Source organism: Leptolyngbya sp. CALU 1928, assembly GCF_056784215.1.
The window spans coordinates 1,921,472-1,940,417 of the sequence record NZ_JBXBCE010000001.1; the positions used below are offsets into that span (position 1 = coordinate 1,921,472).

The window sequence follows — 18,946 nt, forward strand, 5'->3', positions numbered from 1 at the left end:
GGGTGCGGCATCCACAAGGTCACTACTGCTGGGTGCATGATTAAGGGATTGTTGGTAAAGATGAGATAGGTCAGCCCATTAAAGCTGGTGACAGCACACTGATATCAGCGATCGCATTTATGTTAGACATTACCCAACCAAAGCAAACAGAACTAGCATTGCGCCAAAGTGAAGAGCATTATCGATATCTAGCAGAGGCGATTCCTCGCCAGTTCGCTAGATGAAGATCGAGAGCAAGCACTGGCTGCGGGCTTTCAATTGCACATCTCCAAGTCCGTAAAACCGGGCTACCTAGTCGCTTTGATCACAAGATTGATACAGAAGTAGTCTAGCTGCTGAGGGGGCAAGACTTAACGGTCATCAAATTTTGTTTCATAGTTGGGGTCTTGAGTTCCGAGGAGCGTGTCCCAAAACGTAAAATACAGCCCATAATGCACGCTGTACTTGAGATGATGAATGGAATGATGGGCAGGACCAATGAACCATTTGCCTAGCCAATGATGCGGAAACCACGGGGGTAGACGATCGATGCCTAAGTGATTCAACACTGCCCAAACGGTCATTGTCGTTAGCACTGCGATCAAAGTGATGAAATGCAGCGGCATGATAAATACGATGCCGACCAAAAAGAGCGATTGAACGATCGCCTCCAGTGGGTCAAAGGCAAACGATGTCCAAGGTGTGGGATAGCGCGATCGGTGATGTCCCTGATGCAACCACGGAAAGAGTGATACGTGATGAAACAAGCGGTGAGTGAAGTAAAAATAGGCATCTTGGAGAACTAGCACAGTCACATAGCTAACTCCTAAATACCACAGCCCAAACTCTTGAGCGTGGCTATACAACCGGGTCATACCCTCACCATAGGCAGACATGATGAATGCTGCTGCCAAGGCAAACACTCCCGCCGAGAAGACCGAAAGTTGAATATCTGATTGAATCGATCGCCAAGAGGGAGCTTGATGTCGTCCCGTAAGTTTCACAGTAGGATTCACAAGCGACTGACTGGAGGATGCATAAAAGCACCAATACAATCCCCCTGCCACTAGAAAATATCGCACTAGAATAATTCCAAAAAAAGCGATGCCATAAAATCCAAATGAGTGAGCCACTATCAATTTAAACCCCTTGCCATGCCTGATCCTCTAGTTCTGATTGAGGGAGCAGCAACGTGGCTTCAATAGCTCACCGAATTGCTGCCATACTTCGCAGTTACCATTCAAGCAATTTATCAGAAGTTGATTGATATCGTAGTAGCGATGCAACATTTACTGTAGATCAGATATTTACTGTAGATTCAGATATAGATCAGAACTAAACTGCCAGGATTGATGAATGTTGCGATAACGGGCGATCGTAGTCTTCAAAAGATAAGGAGTTTGTTAAATAAGCGAAGTCGTCAATCGCATAAACTTGACTTTGCCGACTGAATGCCAACAAAAAACCGACAGTTTCGTAAAAAACTTGCCGGCTGGTCGTGTGTTCCCTGTTGATGACTCGGCTTTAAAAGTTGAGTCTTCATCAGTATGTCTTTGGAAGTAGGAAGGGAAAGCGATCGTGATCATCGACCTGTGTGATCATTGTCACAGCCTAGATTAAACGGATGGCAGACAACTATCAAAAATTGCGGCTACTCCACTAATCAATCTGGCACTTTAGCCATTATCAGCCACCGCGATCGCAACTCCTGCTAATAATACGAGTGCCCCAGATAACATGACAGTACTAGGGATTTCTGCAAACAGCCAATAGCCTAAAATGCTGGCGAAAATAGGCTCTAGCAGAATGATCAGGGCGAGTGAAGTCGGTGAAATCCAGCGAACAGACCAGTTAAAGCTCGTATGCCCAATGACCTGCGGCAAAAGCGCCATCAAAGTCAGATACCCATAAACGGCTGGCGGATAGTTTGTATATTGATACCCAAGGATGAGCGGCAAGGGCAACAGAGCGATCGCGGCAGTCGTGTAGGCAACTGCCACATAGCCACCCAACCCAAAACCATGGCTCTGTGCTTCTCGCCCTAGCAAAATATAGCCACTCACCGCCCAGGCACCTACCAACGCCAAGCCATTTCCCAGTAAGGGCTGGGGCGCGAAACCGCTCGTTGTATCACCAAAGCAGATCAGCAACCCTCCAATCAGGGCAATGCCAATGCCTAAAAGAATTTGACGGTTAGGTTTTTCGTTGAACCAAAGCCACGACAGGAGAGCTACCCAAATCGGATTGGTGGTGACGATCGCTGTGGATGCGGCGATGGAAGTATAGGACAACGAGGTGATCCAGGCGGCAAAGTGAAGGGCAAGGATCAGTCCAGCGGCGATCGCACAGTACCAAGCAGTTTTATTCGGTTTAGTTGCCCTGATGCTGCGCCAAGTGGGAAGCACCATCAAAGACGCGATCGCCATCCGGGATGCCGCCATGACTAAACTAAAGCCCACCCCGCTCAAATTGGCAGCCGCGATCGTCAAGCGCACCAATACGGCTGAGGTGGAAACTGCCACGACCCCAATCGTTAAAATCAAGCCAATCTGCCAGCGAGAGGGCGCATTCGGTGGCTGCATTCCAAAACTCTATGTCAGGATAAAATATCGCGTTTTGTGTGACAGTCTCCTCCCTCAATCCCTCTCTCAGAGCAGAAAAGAACTTTTGAGAGTGCGATCGCTAGGCTGGCTTGAAGATACCGCGCAGTTCCCCAGCGCGATTTTTTTGGGTATGCAGGTCAACATATAGCATTCCAGATGATAAAGCTTGCACCTGTTCCGGGGTTAAAGTGTATTCCCCGCCAAACTTACCCGATAAACCGTCTGCCATGGGTTCAACCATTAGCGCATATTGAAACGGACCATTTTTGGCAGAATCGCCTTGGTGAATGTGGATACCAGAGGTGATTTTGGGATTGGGCGGGTTGAGTGGATCGGTGGCATAGTCTCGCAGGGGACTGGTTAGCCGTTGAAAGCTCCCCCGAACGACCAAGCGATCGCCCATCAACATCGCCCCCGCCGTTCCAGAGGCACCCGTGACGACCATTTTGGGCGCAACCTTCATCCCCGATAGCATGACTGAATATTTCATGGCGGGAGCTTTTGGCATGGCTCCCGATTCTGCCGCAAGTGCGATTTCTGCTTCCAGCAAATGAGTTGAAATGCTCTGCTCTACGGTATTTGATGAGTGGATAGAATTGAAAAAAGCTTGGCTAAGGGCAGGTAACGAGGTGCCCACCACAAACAGACAGGATATAAATCCTAAAATGAAACGTCGAAACAAGCGATTGGGTTGCATAAGTAGTATCTCCAAGATCCTCTGGGATTAGGTACGCACCCATTGACCTATTGGATCTTTCGCTGGTGAATTTTAAATCAAGCGCACCTTTAAAGTTTCAAACAAAGTTTTAAACCGGAATGGGGAAGACCCAATCGCGATATTTTTCATGGCGGTTTTCGGTGACAGCGGTGAGAATTTCCCGGAGTTGGAGCGTGATCGGGCGATCGCTGGGCAACTGATAATTCTCGATCCGCTTGACGGGGGCAATTTTCGCTGCCGTTCCGCAGAGAAACACCTCATCGGCAATCAGCAACTCAGAGCGATCGACGGGGCGCTCTTGAATCGGAATCCCCAAATCTCTGGCAATGGTCAACACACTATCGCGGGTGATGCCTTCCAAAATATCTTGCTCAAACCCCGGTGTGATCAAGGTGCCGTTTCGCAGTAGGAAAATATTCATACCGGAAGCCTCACAAACTTTCCCTTGAGTATTCATCAAAATCGCTTCATCAAACCCCGATTCGATCGCTTCTGTTTTGGCAAGGGAAGAGGTAATGTATGCCGCGCTAATTTTGCCGCGTAGGGGAAGGCTACGGTCTTCTTGCCGACACCAGGAGCTAATTCGACAGGTCACGCCTTCGGGAGAAAGGTAATCTGCGAGTTCTAGCCCATACACCAAAAAATCTTTTTCAATATTATGCAGCCGAGGCGCAATCCCTAAGCCAGAAGTGTAGACAAAAGGACGAATATAAAACGAAACAGTGGGCTTATTTTTTTGGACAAAATCGGTGATGGTTTGCTGAATCTTGTCGGCAGGCAGATCAAAGTGCAGCAGCTTAGCGCTAGAACTCAATCGTTGGCAATGGCGATCGAACCGAAACAGCAAAATTTGATTGGGGTTTTGAGGATCAGGAATGCCGCGCATCCCGCCAAAGGCTCCAGTGCCGTAGTGCAAAGCATGAGTGGCGATCGAAATCGTCGCATCTTGAAAGGGCAAAAATCGATTTTGCAGGTAGGCAATGGGGAGAAACTTTTCCATAAAGCAGGCGGAGAAATGAACAGTGGAGGAGCGGCAAGATGCGGATCGTCAGTAATCAGCGATCGCGGCGTAACCCTAAGGTTAACATTCAACTTGTCCTCAAACGTTTAGGATTTTGCTTGAGCGTATACTGGGCTTTGAGCAACTATTTTTATGACCTCCACTCCCGAAACGATCTCGACGTTTGTTCAGTTTTGCCATCAGCACATCAAAGGTGACGAGAAAGGAGAAGCTCAGGTGTTTCTTGATTGCTTCTTTCGGGCGTTTGGACATGAATGGGCGATCGAAGCGGGTGCCACCTATGAAAAACGAGTGAAAAAGGGCAGCATGCAGGCTTACGGCTTCAGCGACACTGCCGACCTCCTCGAAAAACTACTCGCCTTAAACCCAGAGCTTGCCGCCAAAGAACAGTGCGGCGAACCGGTTGTCGGGTGTTGGACACCTTAGTCAACCAGCGATCGCTCGGCTAAAATCAAATCACTCCCCATCTTGCAACCTGCTCACCATGAACTTCACCCCCAACCCGCAACAAGCGATAAAGGTTGCCTCGTGGGTAATGGGGGCTGTGAATGGTGGTGATCGCTGTTTCTATTTCCCTGCCAAAACTTGAGCCGCTGTGAGTTGCAAGTTGGGGAATATTTTTGACTGAAGCAAGTCATTTTCTCTAAACTCTATTGAGTTATATAACCCTTGATCGAGTTCAGAGATGATTACCTTATGCTGCAACGGATCAGCAATCCAGTATTCTGGAATGTCTAGCACTGCATACTCAGCAAGCTTGGCTCGATAGTCTTGATCTTTGGTCGATTGACTCACCACTTCAACGACGAGTAAAGGCGGCGATTCGTTCAAATTAATTACGGCTTCTCGATTTTCCAGTGCTTCCCATTGCGCTATGGGGATCACAGTAATATCTGGAATCCGAACGGTATCCCAGCGCGACCCGCGAGGAGAGCGGATACCCACCAGTCCGGGTAGCACAATCCAAGCCGCCTCTATCGCTGCCATTTCAGCATCAAAGGATTTCACTAAAAAATGAATGATGCTGCCATGTTTCCCAGTTCCCATACTCATTTGCACCAGCGCCCCATCCACCAACTCGTAGCGAATATCTGTGCCATCGGCATAGGTTAAATAGTCCTCAAAGGTGAGCCGCTGAGTAGCAATTGTCATGGTTCCCCTTGCTTGCTAAATGAATCGGTTGATAAAGGGTGTCTCGTTGCTGATGGGGTCTGCCAAGAGAGGCGATCGCGTCCTGCAACTCTGCAACCTCTAAGCAAGTGCCACCTTGAGCGCCTGCCATGGTGGTGATGTGTTCTTCCATCAAAGTGCCGCCCAAGTCATTGCAACCCCACTGTAAGGCTTCCACTGCTCCAGCCAAACCCAGTTTGACCCAGCTTGGCTGATGGTTGACGATCCATTTGCCGAAAAACAGCCGAGCCACGGCAGTTAGATGAAGCGTGTCAGATAAGACTGGCTGATCGCGCCCAACCCGGCGACGGAGTGGTTTAGGGGCAGATTGACCTACGAAAGGCAGCAGGATGAATTCTGTAATCTGAGCGGGATAGTGGTTTTGGATGGCAGTTTGTTGCAGCGATCGCACTTGCTCGAAATGGCGAATCTGCTGGGCTGGGGTTTCAATGTGACCCGACAGCATCGTGCTGGTGGTGGTCATTCCCACACGGTGCGCGGTGCCCACGATTTCTAACCAAGTCGCGCTATTGGTTTTTTCAGGACAAAGAACTCTCCGCACGTCATCATCTAGCACTTCCGCCGCTGTTCCCGGCATGGAACCGACTCCCGCATCCTGCAACGCGCCAATCACTTGGGCATAACTGAGTCCATCTTCCCGCGCAATAAATTGAACTTCTTGGGGTGAAAAAGCGTGAAGATGCAGGCTCGGAAACTGGGTTTTAATAGCAGAAATCATCTGAGTGTAGTAACCCAGGGAGGTTCCGTTTACCTTCGCTTTTAGGTTCAAGCCGCCCTGCATACAAATCTCTGTGGCTCCGCGCTCAACCCCGTCTGCTGCTTTTGCCAAAAGTTGCTCTAAATCTAGCCAAAAAGCGCCCGCTTCTGCTTCATCTCGCCGAAACGCGCAAAAGCTACAGTGTTGTTCGCAGATGTTGGTGAAGTTGAGGTTGCGATTCACCACATAGGTGACTGTTTCCCCGACGAGCGTTTGGCGGAGTTGATCAGCAGCATCTCGAATTTGTAGCAATTCGGCAGGCGATCGCGCATTCAATAACGCAACCCCATCGCTCACCGACAAATCCTGTCCTAGCAGGGCGCGTTCCAAAATCGACTTGATCGTTTCAGTCATCACAATGGGTTCAGCCAGCAATATCCATCTAGCCTAACGCAGCTTATTCTTCTGGGAGGTGAAGCATTCCTAAAAGCTGATCGGCATGATCTAGATTGCCCACAATACGGCGAGCCGGCAAAGGCCACGCTCTCAACAAGGTTGGAGTGGCGGTCACATGGTCGATTTCTGCCTGTTCTGGATGTTGAGTCACATCAATGATTTTTAGGGTGTAGGGTTGATTCAGCGATCGCTCTAGCAAGGCATGAATTTTCTGCAATGTCCGCTCTGTTGCCATACTGTGCCCCGATACAAACAGCCTCAGCACACAACCTTGGGGTTTGGGCGATGTCTGCTGCTTGGTCGCTTCTAGCTTGAATAACGGAACCGTTGGAGTATTAGCGACTGTGCGCTCATATTGCACGACGAGATCGTGAGATTCCCAGAGTTGCGGAAAGCGATCTCGATAGGTCATTAGCACCATCGGATCGGAAACCTCTGAGCGTAGGGGTGAAACCTGCCAGGTCAGATTTTGAAAGCCAAATACCGCATTGAGCAGTGATTGATAGCGGAAAACGAAGGGTGAAACTTCTGCAATTTGTTTCAACTCTTGCGTGTGTGGATCAAAAAACTGATCCACGGTTGCCCCATAGCAAGGCACCAAAAAATGAGGCGGTTCAGACAATCCCAAAAGATTTTGCAGCATTCCACAAAGATGCACATGCCAACGCATCTGCTTTTGCGGATCGATACAGTAAATCAGATCCCCACCGGGAGTAAACAAGGCAATGCCCTTGAATACTTCCGGCGGTTGGTTCAAGGATGTGCTTAAAAGTTTATTCAAATCTCAAGCTATACGCGCCCCCGCAGCATTTGAGCCATTTCATTCGGTTTCTGCGACATTTCTAAGGCTGTTTCTTCGGTAATCATTCCTGCCTCATAAAGCTTGTAGAGCGATTGATTCATATTACACATGCCATCAAAGGTGCAGCGTGGGATCAATTGTTCAACTTCATCCAAGTCACCTCGACGGATGTAATCTTTGATCGCATCCGTGTTAATCAAAATATCGTGGAAGGCGGCGCGTTTGCCATCGGTTGTGCGGCATAACCCTTGAGCAATGACTGCCACCATGGATTCTGCGATCGACACTCGAATGGGTTCTTGTTGATCAGGTTCATAAAGCTGAAGAATCCGTTCGATAGTTTTAACGGCGCTGTTGGTGTGCAGTGTGCCCATAACCAAGTGCCCCGTTTGCGCGGCTTTGAGGGCAGTGTTGACGGTTTCGCGATCGCGCATTTCTCCCACGAGAATTACATCTGGATCTTCCCGCAGCGCGGCTTTCAACGCATTATCAAATTGGTGGGTGTGAATGCCCACTTCGCGATGTTTGATTAAGGCTTTTTTGCTGCGATGGACAAACTCAATCGGATCTTCAATCGTAATAATGTGTTTGGGCATCTCCTTGTTCATATAGTCCACCATTGCTGCCATGGTGGTGGACTTCCCCGATCCTGTGGGTCCAGTAATTAAGATCAAGCCTTTGTGATAGTGACAAATATCTTTGAAAATCGGTGGCAAATTCAATTGCTCAATCGTCAGAATTTTCATGGGGATCAGCCGCATTACCATGGCAGGTCCATGGAGGGAGCCGAAAATGTTAATCCGCACCCGCGCAAAGTCATATTGAGTCGCACCATCAAACTCTAGCTTTTCCTCAAACCGATGAATTTCTGCATCGCTGAGAATTTCTTGCAGCCAGCTATAAAAGGTATCGCGATCGGTTTCGGGCCACTCTGTATGATCCATTTCACCCCGGTTGCGGTAGCGTGGCACCTCACCCACACCCACATGAACGTCGGAATATCCTTTGTCGAAAGCAGTACGCACTAATTCGGCAAGGGTTGGCGAACCACCCGTGGGGGGGCGACGAGCAGGCGCAGGTGCGGCAGTAGAACGGTGTCCTGCGACAGGAGGCGCTTGAGGCGGAGAAGATGAAATGACTGTGGCTGCTCCGCCGAGAGCAGGAGCAGGAACCTGCGTTGAAACAATAGTTGCAGCCCCCGCAGCAGGAGAAACCATCGTTGGGGAATTCATTTGCTGTGTAGCCGCAACCGTAGCTCCATTATTCATCGCTCTTGGCGGTGGTGGAGCAGGAGGAACCCGCGGTGGTGGTGGTGGTGCAGGTTGACGCTGGGGTTCTGTCATAAAGTTACTCTCTCAAGGGCTTTAGTGGTACAAGCCTAAGCGGCTCGTTGTGAGATTGGCGCGTAAAATCAGTGCAACGTTTTTACTAAATCTTGGCTTGTGACCATTGCTGTCTGCAATGTAACAGCCTTCACTATTTTATTCAGAACTTTTTAGATGTTTTACGCAGAACATAGAGAATTTAAGTTTGTTTATTTGTACAAGCGCTAAAACAATTTGAGTCAGTCTTGTAGTTCACCGCTTGTTAAAATACATTGCCTAAAATGACTATCGACTATAAGATTGCCCATTTCTTAGCGATCGCTACCAATCGTGATGTCCACTTTAAAGACAAATTTTGTAAAAATTGGTTGTATACCCAGGAAAGCCTACAACAATAGCCAGGAATGATAAACACAAGGATACTTTTATCAACCCAATTGAGGAGTGTAGACAATGAGTGAGGTTGACCAGTGGTTTATTGTGAAGCAAGCAAATGGGCAATGTGCGATCGCTCCTGTCATTAGCACTGATAAGCCTGATGATAGTTCAGCCAAATCTGAATCACCAGAGCCATCAGAGGCAATCGAGCAATGGGGACCATTTGCCTCGCAATCAGAAGCGATCGCACGACGAGTCGGATTGATTAGAGCAGGTAAATGTCAACCGGCTTGAGTGAGGATATTTAACTGGGGTTTAACTAAGGCTTTGTTTCTGCCCGTGGAGATTGGAGCCGAAATGCCTGAATCTTCTCTCCCAAAACTTCCAGCGCTTTGGCGAACTGAGGATCTGCCATCGTCCCAACTTTGTCACGGTTTGCAGATAGCTCTTTTCCTTGAGCCTCAGTGAGTTTAATCTCCACATCTGGATCGATACCATGTTTATTGATATCCCGTCCGTTGGGCGTATAGTACTTGGCGATCGTCACCGCTAGACCACTGTCTTTACCCACTTGCCGGACAGACTGCACCAACCCTTTACCAAAGGTTTTCGTGCCAATCAACACCGCCCGACGGTTATCTTGCAGCGCACCAGACAGAATTTCACTGGCACTGGCTGAGCCACCATCGACCAAAACCACTAAAGGCTTGTTGGTCTTAAATTTTGCTCTATTGGCTTGTTCTCTATCCTGCTCACCCGTGCGACTTTTTGTTGAGACGATCGCGCCCTTTTCTAGCCACATCTGGGCAATGTCAACGCTGGTATAGAGCAGTCCTCCTGGATTGCCCCGCAGATCTAAAACATATCCTGCAACTTGCTGCTTTTCTAGCTTAGCGATCGCCTTTTCCATATCTGCTGGAGCGTTTGCGCTGAATTGCGCTAGTCGAATGTAGCCCACCTTGCCTTGAGGAGAGGGCACTTCACTCGACTTCACGGCATGAATTTCGATCCGGGCGCGTTTGATTGCATAATCTTTTTGCTCAGTGCCGCGCAGAATGGTGAGCTTCACTGGGGTGCCTACAGGTCCTCGAATTAGCGTCACCGCTTTATTGACATCCATCCCTTCGGTGCTTTTGCCATCAATTTTGAGGATGATATCCTTCGACAAAATGCCAGCCGTGAATGCAGGAGAATCTTCAATCGGCGCAATCACCGTTAATTTCTTCGTTTTTTCGTCTGCTGCGAGTTGAATGCCCACCCCGGTGAGTTCACCAGAGGTATCAATTTTCATGTTCCTAAATTCTTGCGGATCCATGAAGCGTGTGTAAGGATCTCCTATTTTCTTCACCATCTCGCGGATGGCTTTATAGGCTTCTTCATTGGTCTTGTAGGGACGCTTCAGATAGTCATTTCGCACCTTTTTCCAATCGACTTGGTTAAACGTGCCGTCTACATAGGTGCGATCAATAATTTGCCAGACTTCATCTACCAATTCTTTAGGACTTTGGTTGAAAAACGATTGCAACGACAGCATTGACATGGGCTGAAGCGCAGCGTCTTTGTCTGCATCAGCAACTTGCTGCCTAGAATCATCACTCTGCAACAACGCCTGTCCTTTGAAAAAGTGCAATCCGGTGCCTGCGATCGCGGCAGTGGAAACGGTTAGTGCGGCAGCACCAAGGACAAGCCCACGTTTTGTAATTGCCATGTTGATAAGCCTAGGAGTTGACTATGAAAATTACGCCCAATCTAGCACAGGCAAACAGTCTTCATCAGCGCCCAAAGGATCATGGCTCAACCCAACGCCCATCCGTTTTAATAAGATTTATCAACTCTTCAACGCCATCGGCTTCTGGAACCCGCTTAATCTCTTCTCGCCCTCGATAAAGCGAAATGTAACCGGCTTGCTTGCCTACATAGCCATAATCTGCGTCTGCCATTTCTCCAGGACCGTTGACAATGCAGCCCATCACGGCAATGTCCAACCCGGTCAAATGATTTGTGGCATCTCGCACCTTGTGTAGCACTTCTTCAAGGTTAAAGAGCGTGCGTCCGCAAGAGGGGCAGGCAACATATTCCACCATGGTTTTCCGCAGCCCTAGGGACTGCAAAATGCTGTAGCACACGGGGATTTCTTTCTCCGGCGCTTCAGTCAAAGATACCCGAATGGTGTCGCCTAGTCCTTCGGCTAACAGAGTGGCAATACCTGCCGTCGATTTAATCCGTCCATATTCGCCGTCTCCCGCCTCAGTGACCCCCAAATGCAGGGGATATTCCATCCCTAGGGCATCCATGCGCTCAGCCATGAGGCGGTACGCTGCCAGCATGACAGGCACCCGCGAGGCTTTCATAGAAATGACAATATTGTGGAAATTGAGTGATTCACAAATCCGAATAAACTCTAGAGCAGATTCCACCATGCCTTCTGGAGTGTCGCCATAGGTGAACAGCATCCGCTCTGCCAAGGAGCCGTGGTTGACTCCAATCCGCATGGCTTTGCCTTGATCCCGCAGGGAAACGACCAACGGTTCTAGGGTTTCACGAATTTTGTCGCCAATGTCGCCAAACTCGGAGTCTGTATATTCGGTGCGATCGCTCTTTGGCTTTTCAAAGACGTATAACCCCGGATTAATCCGGACTTTATCAACGTGTTTCGCCACTTCTAGGGCGATTTTCATGCCGTTGTGGTGGACATCGGCAACCAAGGGCACAGATTGGTAGGTTGCAATCAGCTTTTGTTTAATTTCTGCAAGGGCGATCGCGTGTGCCATGCTGGGAACCGTCACCCGCACAATTTCACAGCCAATTTCATGTAAACGGCGTATGCCAGCCACCGACCCGGCAATATCCAGGGTGTCTTCATTAATCATGGATTGAACCACCACCGGATTGCTACCGCCAATGGTGATGTCACCAACCTGGACAGGGCGAGTTTTGCGGCGATGAATGGTGCCATCCGTTGGGTAGCGAGAAGTAACGGTAGAGGTAAGAGGGTTGGGTAACGTTTGCATATGTAAACTGCTATTTGCTCTCTGCGGCTAGAGAAGGGGGCTAGGGTCAATATAAGTAGGTCTCTGCTTCCCAGATTGCCATAGATAGGTCATTTTGCGGCAGGATAATGGGTTAAATTGCAGCACCATTCAATTTGAGTCAATCGCGGTGTCTTCCCGCTCAACTGCCACACACCTACACAAAGCCTAGGGACAGGAGTATTTGAGCGTGTCTTGAGCAATATTTTTAGTATTTCTCTTTATATCAAATATTCCCGTGTTATCCAGATTGCGATTATTTCAGGCGTATCTTAAAACATGGAGATGTCACGTTGGCTCTTTAACTTAAGGACTCTATCGTAACCATAGACCAAAGCTATCAAAAAATGGTTTGCAAAGTCCTTCTTTAAAAGTGCTGAAGCCTTTTCCCAAGGAGCGGTAATTTTATTATGAAACTTGTCAAGCCGGGTCGCAATCTGATGAATCATCTGAACTATCCTCAGAAATTTGCGCTGATCAGTAGCTTCTTTGCGTTGCCCATTATTTTATTAACCTATTTATTGTTTTCTGAGTTTCAAAGCAAAGTTGATTTTACTCAAAAGGAATTACATGGAACTCAGTATCTACGACCCCTTCGCCGCTTACTAGAAAATACATTAAAAGCCGACATTGCCAACGATCGCACCAAAGATACAAACGAAATATCTAATCAAATCACTAAATTTAAATCACAAATAGCTTTAGATATTAATGAATTAAAGCAACTTGATCAAAAATTTGGAAATGATTTAGGAACGACTAGTCTACTTGAAAATATTCAAAATTCTAGTGAGCAACTTGATAACCAGGTCAATTTGAATTCACAATCTGCCAGCACAAATTATCAACAACTGCTTTATCAACTTGAAGATTTATGGCTTCAAGTTGGTGATCGATCTAACCTGATTCTTGATCCTGACTTAGACACCTACTATTTGATGGATGCGGCACTTTTAAATCTGCCAGAAATTCAAAAAAATTTAGCAAAAATCCAAACGATTAGCGGAAAAGAATCTACAAAAAAACCGATTAGCCCTTTAGCTCAGGCACAACTGATTACTTTAAAAGACAAACTAAAACAACTCAATACCCATTTGAGTGGAAAAATGACGATCGCTCTTAACAATAACCCATCGGGAAACCTGCGCCCTATACTGCTAAATCGCTTGCAGCAAATTAACCGAACGATTGAGCAACTGACCAAGCAAATGAATACTCTAAGCGTAGATTCACGATCGCTTCAAACCATAACTTACTCTGATCTCTCGGCAAAAAGCTTGCAGCAAAGCTTTATTTTATGGGATGAAACAGTTCAGGAACTAGATTTTCTTTTGCAAAAGCGAATTGATGGCTTTGTTCATAAGCAGCGATGGACTACGGTATTTATTCTGATTGTTTTAGCGATCGCGGCTTATTTATTTATCTGCTTTTATCACGGCATGATGCAGGTCGTTTCTAGCCTTAAAACTGCATCTCAACGAATGGTAGATGGCAACCTGACAGAGGCAGTTACTCTGGAAAGTAAAGATGAATTAGTAGAAGTGGTGCGATCGTTCAACACCGTAGCAGATGTGGTGCGAGAAGCCGAAGCCAAATATCGCAGCATCTTTGAAAATTCAGTGGAAGGGATTTTTCAAACTACGTCCGATGGCACCTATTTAATTGCGAATCCCATGTTGGCAAAAATTTATGGATACACTACCGTTGAAGAGTTAACTGATGGCTTGACGGATATTAGTAATCAACTTTATGTCGATCGCGATCGCCGCAGCGAGTTTGCTCAACTCATTGAACAGGACGGTAAAGTATCGGGCTTTGAATCGCAAATCTATCGCAAAGACGGCAGCATTATTTGGATTTCTGAATCTGCTAGAGCGATTTATGACGCTCATAAAAATATTACAGGCTACGAAGGCACCGTAGAAGATATTTCTCGCCGCAAACAGGCAGAGATAGAAGTGATGCAGTTGACCCAACAGCTTCAGGACGAAAACTTGCGAATGGGTGCGGAACTGAATGTGACGCGCCGCCTACAAAAAATGTTGATGCCAGCCGAAGCCGAATTGGACGCGATCATTGGTCTAGAAATTGCTGGTTTTATGGAGCCTGCGGCAGAAGTGGGCGGCGACTATTATGATGTGATTCAACACAATGGCAAAGTTAGCATCAGCATTGGCGATGTGACTGGGCACGGGTTAGAAAGCGGCATGGTGATGATCATGGCGCAGATGGCGGTACGAACTCTGTTAGTGAATGGAGAAACCAATTCGGCGAAGTTTCTCAATTCTGTCAATCGAGCGCTCTATGAAAATACGAAACGAATGCGATCGTGCAAAAATATGTCGCTTGCTTTGTTGGAATATAAAGCCGGAGATCTATATCTGACTGGGCAACATGAAGAGTTAATTGTGGTGCGCCAAGATGGGCAGCTAGAACATATTGATACGCTCGATCTAGGGTTTCCTTTAGCGCTAGAGGCAGACATTAGCCCGTTTATTGCTGAGGTTAAAGTCCATCTTCATTCAGGTGATATTGCAGTGCTTTATACCGATGGTATCTCTGAAGCCATGAATACTCAAAACAGTCAGTATGGTTTAGAAAAAATGTATGAGGTACTCAAGCAACATCGCGATCGCTCTGCTCAAGAAATTCGGCAAGCTGTGATCGCCGATCTGATGAAGCACATCGGCAACCAGAAAGTGTTCGACGATATCACGTTACTCGTGATGAAGCAAAAGTAATTTGCCGTAAGATATAGCTCTCAGCGGTGTAGATCAAAGATGAACCTTTGCCTGAAATGACTACCGGTTTTTAGGAAACTGAAGGGAAGTCTTCCCGACTCCAAGTTAGGCATTGTCGATTTTTTTCATATAAGTTAGTGGTAGTCACCCTAAGCCTACATCTTCAACTGAGTTCCGCTGCATGTCTGAATCCTGTCAATCGTTTCAATCTTCAGCAAGTGAAGTTTCACATCTTATGGAGCAAATTCAACATCTTCGTGAAGAGGTTGAGCGATTGAAGCGTGAACGCGAAGATCTTCATATTGCGCTCTCTACAACCGCTGAGCATGGAGATTGTATTGAAGCCCAACTGCAAGAGGCAAATCAGCAGCTTAAGGTTGAAGTTGAAGTGCGTCGCCGTACAGAAATGACACTGAAAACATTGATGGAAGCAATTTCTAAACGAAAAGCTGATTTAGAAATTGTGGTGCAAACCATTATGGAACATGGCGACATTATGGATACTCAATGGTCGCTGAAACTGTTGGAGATGAATAAAATTGCGAGTATTGACGGGCTAACTCAAATTCCTAATCGTCGCCGCTTTGATGAACACCTAGAGATTCAATGGAAGCAAATGACGCGGGAGCGATCGCCCATTTGTCTTGTCCTGTTTGATATAGACTTGTTTAAGCAATTTAACGATACCTATGGTCATTTAGCCGGAGACGATTGCTTGAAACAAGTTGCCCAAGTGCTAGACGGCTGCGTTCATCGCCCTAGTGATCTAATTGCCCGCTATGGTGGCGAAGAATTTGCCGCCATCTTGCCGCAAACGACCCTTGTAGGAGCAATGGAAGTTGCCCAACGAGTACAAACTGAGATTGCAAACCTGAAAATTCTTCATGAAAAGTCCTCCGTTGGCGATTACCTGACCCTGAGCATTGGCATTGCTAGCAGTATTCCCACTTCAGAACAATCTTTTAGTAACCTTTTAGACGAAGCTGACCAATACCTTTACCTAGCGAAACAACAAGGGCGCGATCGCATCGTTTTCAGTTCAACTGCAACGCTAAGAAAATAAATCATTTCTTCTTGGCAATTGGGACACTCTATTAGGTCAGCAATTTCCTGTTAAAGTTTCCAGATTTTGCTCTTTCTAGACTCCCTACTCTGTCACACTCGATTAAGGTTAGCCATGACTCAAACCAGTGTTATTCAAACCTTTGGGGATTTCATTCAGGCTCCTTCCTCTCAGGAATATCTCACGCTCAACTTCTCCCCTAGTGCTGCCGCCCGAAAACGACGTTGGGGCAACTATGGTTTATCTGCCGATTTTTTGGGAGATTACTTTGCTGCATTTTTCCCAGGAGACGAGTTGCCAGACAGCAAGATTAATCAGCGAGATACGGTAAAAGCGGCTGTTAGCTACACCGCAAATGAACTGCTAGAGAATGCCGTAAAGTACAATGATGACTCGACTGGTTTATCAGTCAGCATTTCACTACATTTGTATGAGCGGCGAATTATTTTTCATGTGGTCAACTTTGCCAATTTAGCGATCGCGCAGAAGTATCAAGCCTTTGTTGAAGTTTTGTTAGCCTCCGATTTAGACGAGTTTTATATGACTCAACTAGAAAAGACAGCCATGGGCGGCGGTGGTTCTAGCATGGGGATTTTAACCATGATGAATGATTACTCTGCTCAATTTGGGTGGCAATTTCAAACGCTTGAATCAATGCCAAATGTGGTTAAAGTTGACGTGATGGTGTACTTGGATGTTTAAACAATTGTCAAGCTTTGCGAGATATTTTAGACGAAATGGGGAGTGGCTCCTGTGCACATAAAGACAGACGATTACACCATTCGGTATGAGCCAGAAGTTGCTACCGCGTTCTTTCAGGGCTTGCTGCGGTTAGACGGGATGGAAGCCTACCAACCTGTGATGGATATTTTGCTGAATGCCATTGAATCATCCCCTATCTTCACGATCAACTTGCGTGAACTGGAATTTCTAAATAGTTCCGGAATAAGTATGTTGTCCATGTTTGTAGTAAAAGCGCGCGACAAGGGCACCGTGAATTTGGTTTTTCAAGGATCAGAAAAAATTCTTTGGCAAACCAAATCGCTGAAAAACTTGCAGCGACTGATGCCCAGTCTAAAACTTGAATTTGAATAGAATGTGATGGCAGAAGCAGTTCCAGTTGAGAGCCAGCATAACTTAACCTTGGCAGAGGTCGAACACCTTCGGCTTGAAGTGGCGCGGCTCCAACGTGCGAACGGTGACCTAGAAATTGCTATACAAACGATTACCGAACACGGGGATGCTATAGAAGCGGAGCTTCATCAGACAAATCAGCAACTTCAAACAGAAATCGCTGAGCGCAGGCTAGCGCAATCTACTCTCCAAAGCATTTTAGAAACCGTTGCTAGAGACAAAGCCGACCTAGAACTGATGCTGAAGGCGACGGCTGAACATGGCGATACAGTGGAGTATCAGCTTTACACCCAAGCGGTGGAAACCATGCGTCAAAGCGAGGAGCTATTTCGGGCGATTTCGGAATCCACTCCGATTTTGATGATCTTGACCCAAACGCTGGATGGGGCGATCGTTTATGCCAATTCTATCTCTAGCCAACGGTTTGGCATTGATCCCCAGGCTTTAACAGGGCACCACTTAAAGGAATTTTTCGCCAATCCCAATGATTCTGAAATGCTTTGGGCGCTGTTTGAGCAGCAGGGCAGCGTTCGCAATTATGAGATGGAAATTCGGACGATCGCAGAGGAGCGAATTTGGGTTTCTACTTCGGTGCATTCCATGATGTTGGCAGGGCAACAAACCCTGCTGACTACGCTTTATGACATTAGCGATCGCAAACAAGCCGAGGAGGCTCTGCACCAATCTCAAGCTCAACTGCGGCAGCAAGCACAAGAACTGGAACAGCGTGTGGAGCAACGCACCGCTGAACTAGCCGCTGCCGAAGAAAAATATCGTAAAATTTTTGAAGATGCGGCAGAAGGCATTTTTCAAACGACTGTGGCTGGGCAATATCTCAACGTTAATCCCGCCCTTGCCGAAATGTATGGCTACGACTCACCAGCCGATCTGATCGCTAGCATTACCGATATTGGCGCACAGTTGTATGTGCAGCCACGCCGACGGGAGGAGTTGCTTGCCTTTGTGCGCCAGCTTGAATTTGTGACGGTGTTTGAGTCAGAGATATACCGAAAAGATGGCAGTATTATTTGGATTTCCGAGAATATGCACGCCGTTCGAGATCATGACGGTAGGTTGCTTCACTATGAGGGCAGTGTGCGCGACATTACCGAGCGTAAGTCCACTGAAGATGAACTGCATAAACAGCGGATAAAGTCCGAGCGACTGTTGCTCAATGTGTTGCCTCAAGCCATTGCCGAGCGCCTCAAACGCGGACAAAAAGTGATCGCGGATAGTTTTACGGAAGCCACCGTATTGTTTGCCGATTTAGTGGGCTTTACTGAACTCTCGACCCGCATTTCACCCACTGAACTGGTGAAGTTACTGAACAGTGTTTTCTCTAAGTTTGATCAACTGGCAGATCATCACGGGTTGGAAAAAATTAAAACCATTGGCGATGCTTATATGGTGGTTGCTGGGTTGCCGCTCCCCAGAGCCGATCATGTGAGGGCGATCGCAGATATTGCGATCGACATGCAGCATGAAATTAGCAAAATCAAGGTTCATGATGATCGTCCCCTGAGCCTGCGGATTGGGATTCATACAGGACCTGTCGTGGCTGGAGTGATTGGGATTCGGCGGTTTACCTATGATCTCTGGGGAGATACTGTCAACGTGGCTAGTCGCATGGAGTCGCAAGGCGAACCCGAACGGATTCAAGTTACAGAAGCCGTTTACAACCGTTTAAAGAATGGCTACGACTTTGAGCCACGGGGATCGGTCGCCATTAAAGGAAAAGGCGACATGATGACCTATTGGCTATTAGGCAAGAAGGGCTAGGAATAGGTGTCGGGTATCGGGTGTTGGGTG

Annotated in this window: 18 protein-coding genes; 7 read left to right on the forward strand and 11 right to left on the reverse strand. The window is 47.3% G+C overall.

The window, feature by feature from the left end; all coding sequences use genetic code 11:
- Nucleotides 1-350: 350 nt before the first annotated feature.
- The 5 genes from AC1S5B_RS08945 to AC1S5B_RS08965 form a co-directional block, all read right to left on the reverse strand.
- Nucleotides 351-1,112 carry a sterol desaturase family protein gene (locus AC1S5B_RS08945; protein ID WP_482035324.1) on the reverse strand — a complete coding sequence of 254 codons (762 nt, stop codon included), beginning with the start codon at nucleotides 1,110-1,112 and terminating at the stop codon, nucleotides 351-353.
- A gap of 33 nt (nucleotides 1,113-1,145) precedes the next feature.
- The gene (locus AC1S5B_RS08950; RefSeq protein ID WP_482035325.1) at nucleotides 1,146-1,268 is read right to left on the reverse strand and encodes an NACHT C-terminal helical domain 2-containing protein; all 123 of its coding nucleotides are present in this window, start codon (nucleotides 1,266-1,268) and stop codon (nucleotides 1,146-1,148) included.
- Between the two features lie 387 nt (nucleotides 1,269-1,655).
- Nucleotides 1,656-2,561, reverse strand: a complete 906-nt coding sequence (locus AC1S5B_RS08955; protein WP_482035326.1) for a DMT family transporter — start codon at nucleotides 2,559-2,561, stop codon at nucleotides 1,656-1,658.
- Nucleotides 2,562-2,661: 100 nt separating this feature from the next.
- On the reverse strand, nucleotides 2,662-3,279 hold the full coding sequence (locus AC1S5B_RS08960) for a CHRD domain-containing protein (RefSeq protein WP_482035327.1): 618 nt from the start codon (nucleotides 3,277-3,279) through the stop codon (nucleotides 2,662-2,664).
- A 109-nt stretch (nucleotides 3,280-3,388) separates the two neighbouring features.
- Nucleotides 3,389-4,300 carry a branched-chain amino acid transaminase gene (locus AC1S5B_RS08965; protein ID WP_482035328.1) on the reverse strand — a complete coding sequence of 304 codons (912 nt, stop codon included), beginning with the start codon at nucleotides 4,298-4,300 and terminating at the stop codon, nucleotides 3,389-3,391.
- A gap of 153 nt (nucleotides 4,301-4,453) precedes the next feature.
- Between AC1S5B_RS08965 and AC1S5B_RS08970 the strand changes: the two genes are divergently transcribed.
- Nucleotides 4,454-4,747, forward strand: a complete 294-nt coding sequence (locus AC1S5B_RS08970; RefSeq protein WP_482035329.1) for a hypothetical protein — start codon at nucleotides 4,454-4,456, stop codon at nucleotides 4,745-4,747.
- Nucleotides 4,748-4,888: 141 nt separating this feature from the next.
- Here the strand turns inward: AC1S5B_RS08970 and AC1S5B_RS08975 are convergent, their stop codons facing one another.
- The 4 genes from AC1S5B_RS08975 to AC1S5B_RS08990 are packed head-to-tail and all read right to left on the reverse strand — an operon-like array spanning nucleotide 4,889 to nucleotide 8,810.
- Nucleotides 4,889-5,473, reverse strand: a complete 585-nt coding sequence (locus tag AC1S5B_RS08975; RefSeq protein WP_482035330.1) for a Uma2 family endonuclease — start codon at nucleotides 5,471-5,473, stop codon at nucleotides 4,889-4,891.
- Entirely contained in the window at nucleotides 5,442-6,623 is a 1,182-nt protein-coding gene (gene cofH, locus AC1S5B_RS08980) for a 7,8-didemethyl-8-hydroxy-5-deazariboflavin synthase subunit CofH (protein WP_482035331.1), read from the reverse strand. The genes AC1S5B_RS08975 and cofH overlap by 32 nt, the downstream gene beginning before the upstream one ends.
- A gap of 43 nt (nucleotides 6,624-6,666) precedes the next feature.
- Entirely contained in the window at nucleotides 6,667-7,422 is a 756-nt protein-coding gene (locus tag AC1S5B_RS08985) for a circadian clock KaiB family protein (RefSeq protein ID WP_482035332.1), read from the reverse strand.
- 32 nt (nucleotides 7,423-7,454) lie between these two features.
- Complete coding sequence (locus tag AC1S5B_RS08990) at nucleotides 7,455-8,810, reverse strand: type IV pilus twitching motility protein PilT (protein WP_482035333.1); 1,356 nt, start codon at nucleotides 8,808-8,810, stop codon at nucleotides 7,455-7,457.
- A 435-nt stretch (nucleotides 8,811-9,245) separates the two neighbouring features.
- Here AC1S5B_RS08990 and AC1S5B_RS08995 point away from each other — a divergent pair, with 435 nt between their 5' ends.
- Nucleotides 9,246-9,464, forward strand: a complete 219-nt coding sequence (locus AC1S5B_RS08995; protein WP_482035334.1) for a hypothetical protein — start codon at nucleotides 9,246-9,248, stop codon at nucleotides 9,462-9,464.
- Between the two features lie 25 nt (nucleotides 9,465-9,489).
- Here the strand turns inward: AC1S5B_RS08995 and ctpC are convergent, their stop codons facing one another.
- The gene (gene ctpC, locus AC1S5B_RS09000; RefSeq protein WP_482035335.1) at nucleotides 9,490-10,878 is read right to left on the reverse strand and encodes a carboxyl-terminal processing protease CtpC; all 1,389 of its coding nucleotides are present in this window, start codon (nucleotides 10,876-10,878) and stop codon (nucleotides 9,490-9,492) included.
- A 79-nt stretch (nucleotides 10,879-10,957) separates the two neighbouring features.
- Entirely contained in the window at nucleotides 10,958-12,181 is a 1,224-nt protein-coding gene (ispG, locus tag AC1S5B_RS09005) for a (E)-4-hydroxy-3-methylbut-2-enyl-diphosphate synthase (RefSeq protein WP_482035336.1), read from the reverse strand.
- Between the two features lie 428 nt (nucleotides 12,182-12,609).
- On the opposite strand from ispG, the gene AC1S5B_RS09010 reads away from it, so the two are divergent.
- The 5 genes from AC1S5B_RS09010 (at nucleotide 12,610) to AC1S5B_RS09030 (ending at nucleotide 18,916) form a co-directional block, all read left to right on the forward strand.
- Nucleotides 12,610-14,940 (forward strand): SpoIIE family protein phosphatase, encoded by a 2,331-nt coding sequence (locus AC1S5B_RS09010; RefSeq protein ID WP_482035337.1) that lies wholly within the window; start codon nucleotides 12,610-12,612, stop codon nucleotides 14,938-14,940.
- A 235-nt stretch (nucleotides 14,941-15,175) separates the two neighbouring features.
- The gene (locus tag AC1S5B_RS09015; RefSeq protein ID WP_482035338.1) at nucleotides 15,176-16,003 is read left to right on the forward strand and encodes a diguanylate cyclase; all 828 of its coding nucleotides are present in this window, start codon (nucleotides 15,176-15,178) and stop codon (nucleotides 16,001-16,003) included.
- 114 nt (nucleotides 16,004-16,117) lie between these two features.
- On the forward strand, nucleotides 16,118-16,705 hold the full coding sequence (locus tag AC1S5B_RS09020) for a slr1658 family protein (protein WP_482035339.1): 588 nt from the start codon (nucleotides 16,118-16,120) through the stop codon (nucleotides 16,703-16,705).
- Between the two features lie 51 nt (nucleotides 16,706-16,756).
- Nucleotides 16,757-17,098 carry a slr1659 superfamily regulator gene (locus AC1S5B_RS09025; RefSeq protein WP_482035340.1) on the forward strand — a complete coding sequence of 114 codons (342 nt, stop codon included), beginning with the start codon at nucleotides 16,757-16,759 and terminating at the stop codon, nucleotides 17,096-17,098.
- Between the two features lie 6 nt (nucleotides 17,099-17,104).
- Entirely contained in the window at nucleotides 17,105-18,916 is a 1,812-nt protein-coding gene (locus tag AC1S5B_RS09030; RefSeq protein ID WP_482035341.1) for an adenylate/guanylate cyclase domain-containing protein, read from the forward strand.
- Nucleotides 18,917-18,946: the final 30 nt, after the last annotated feature.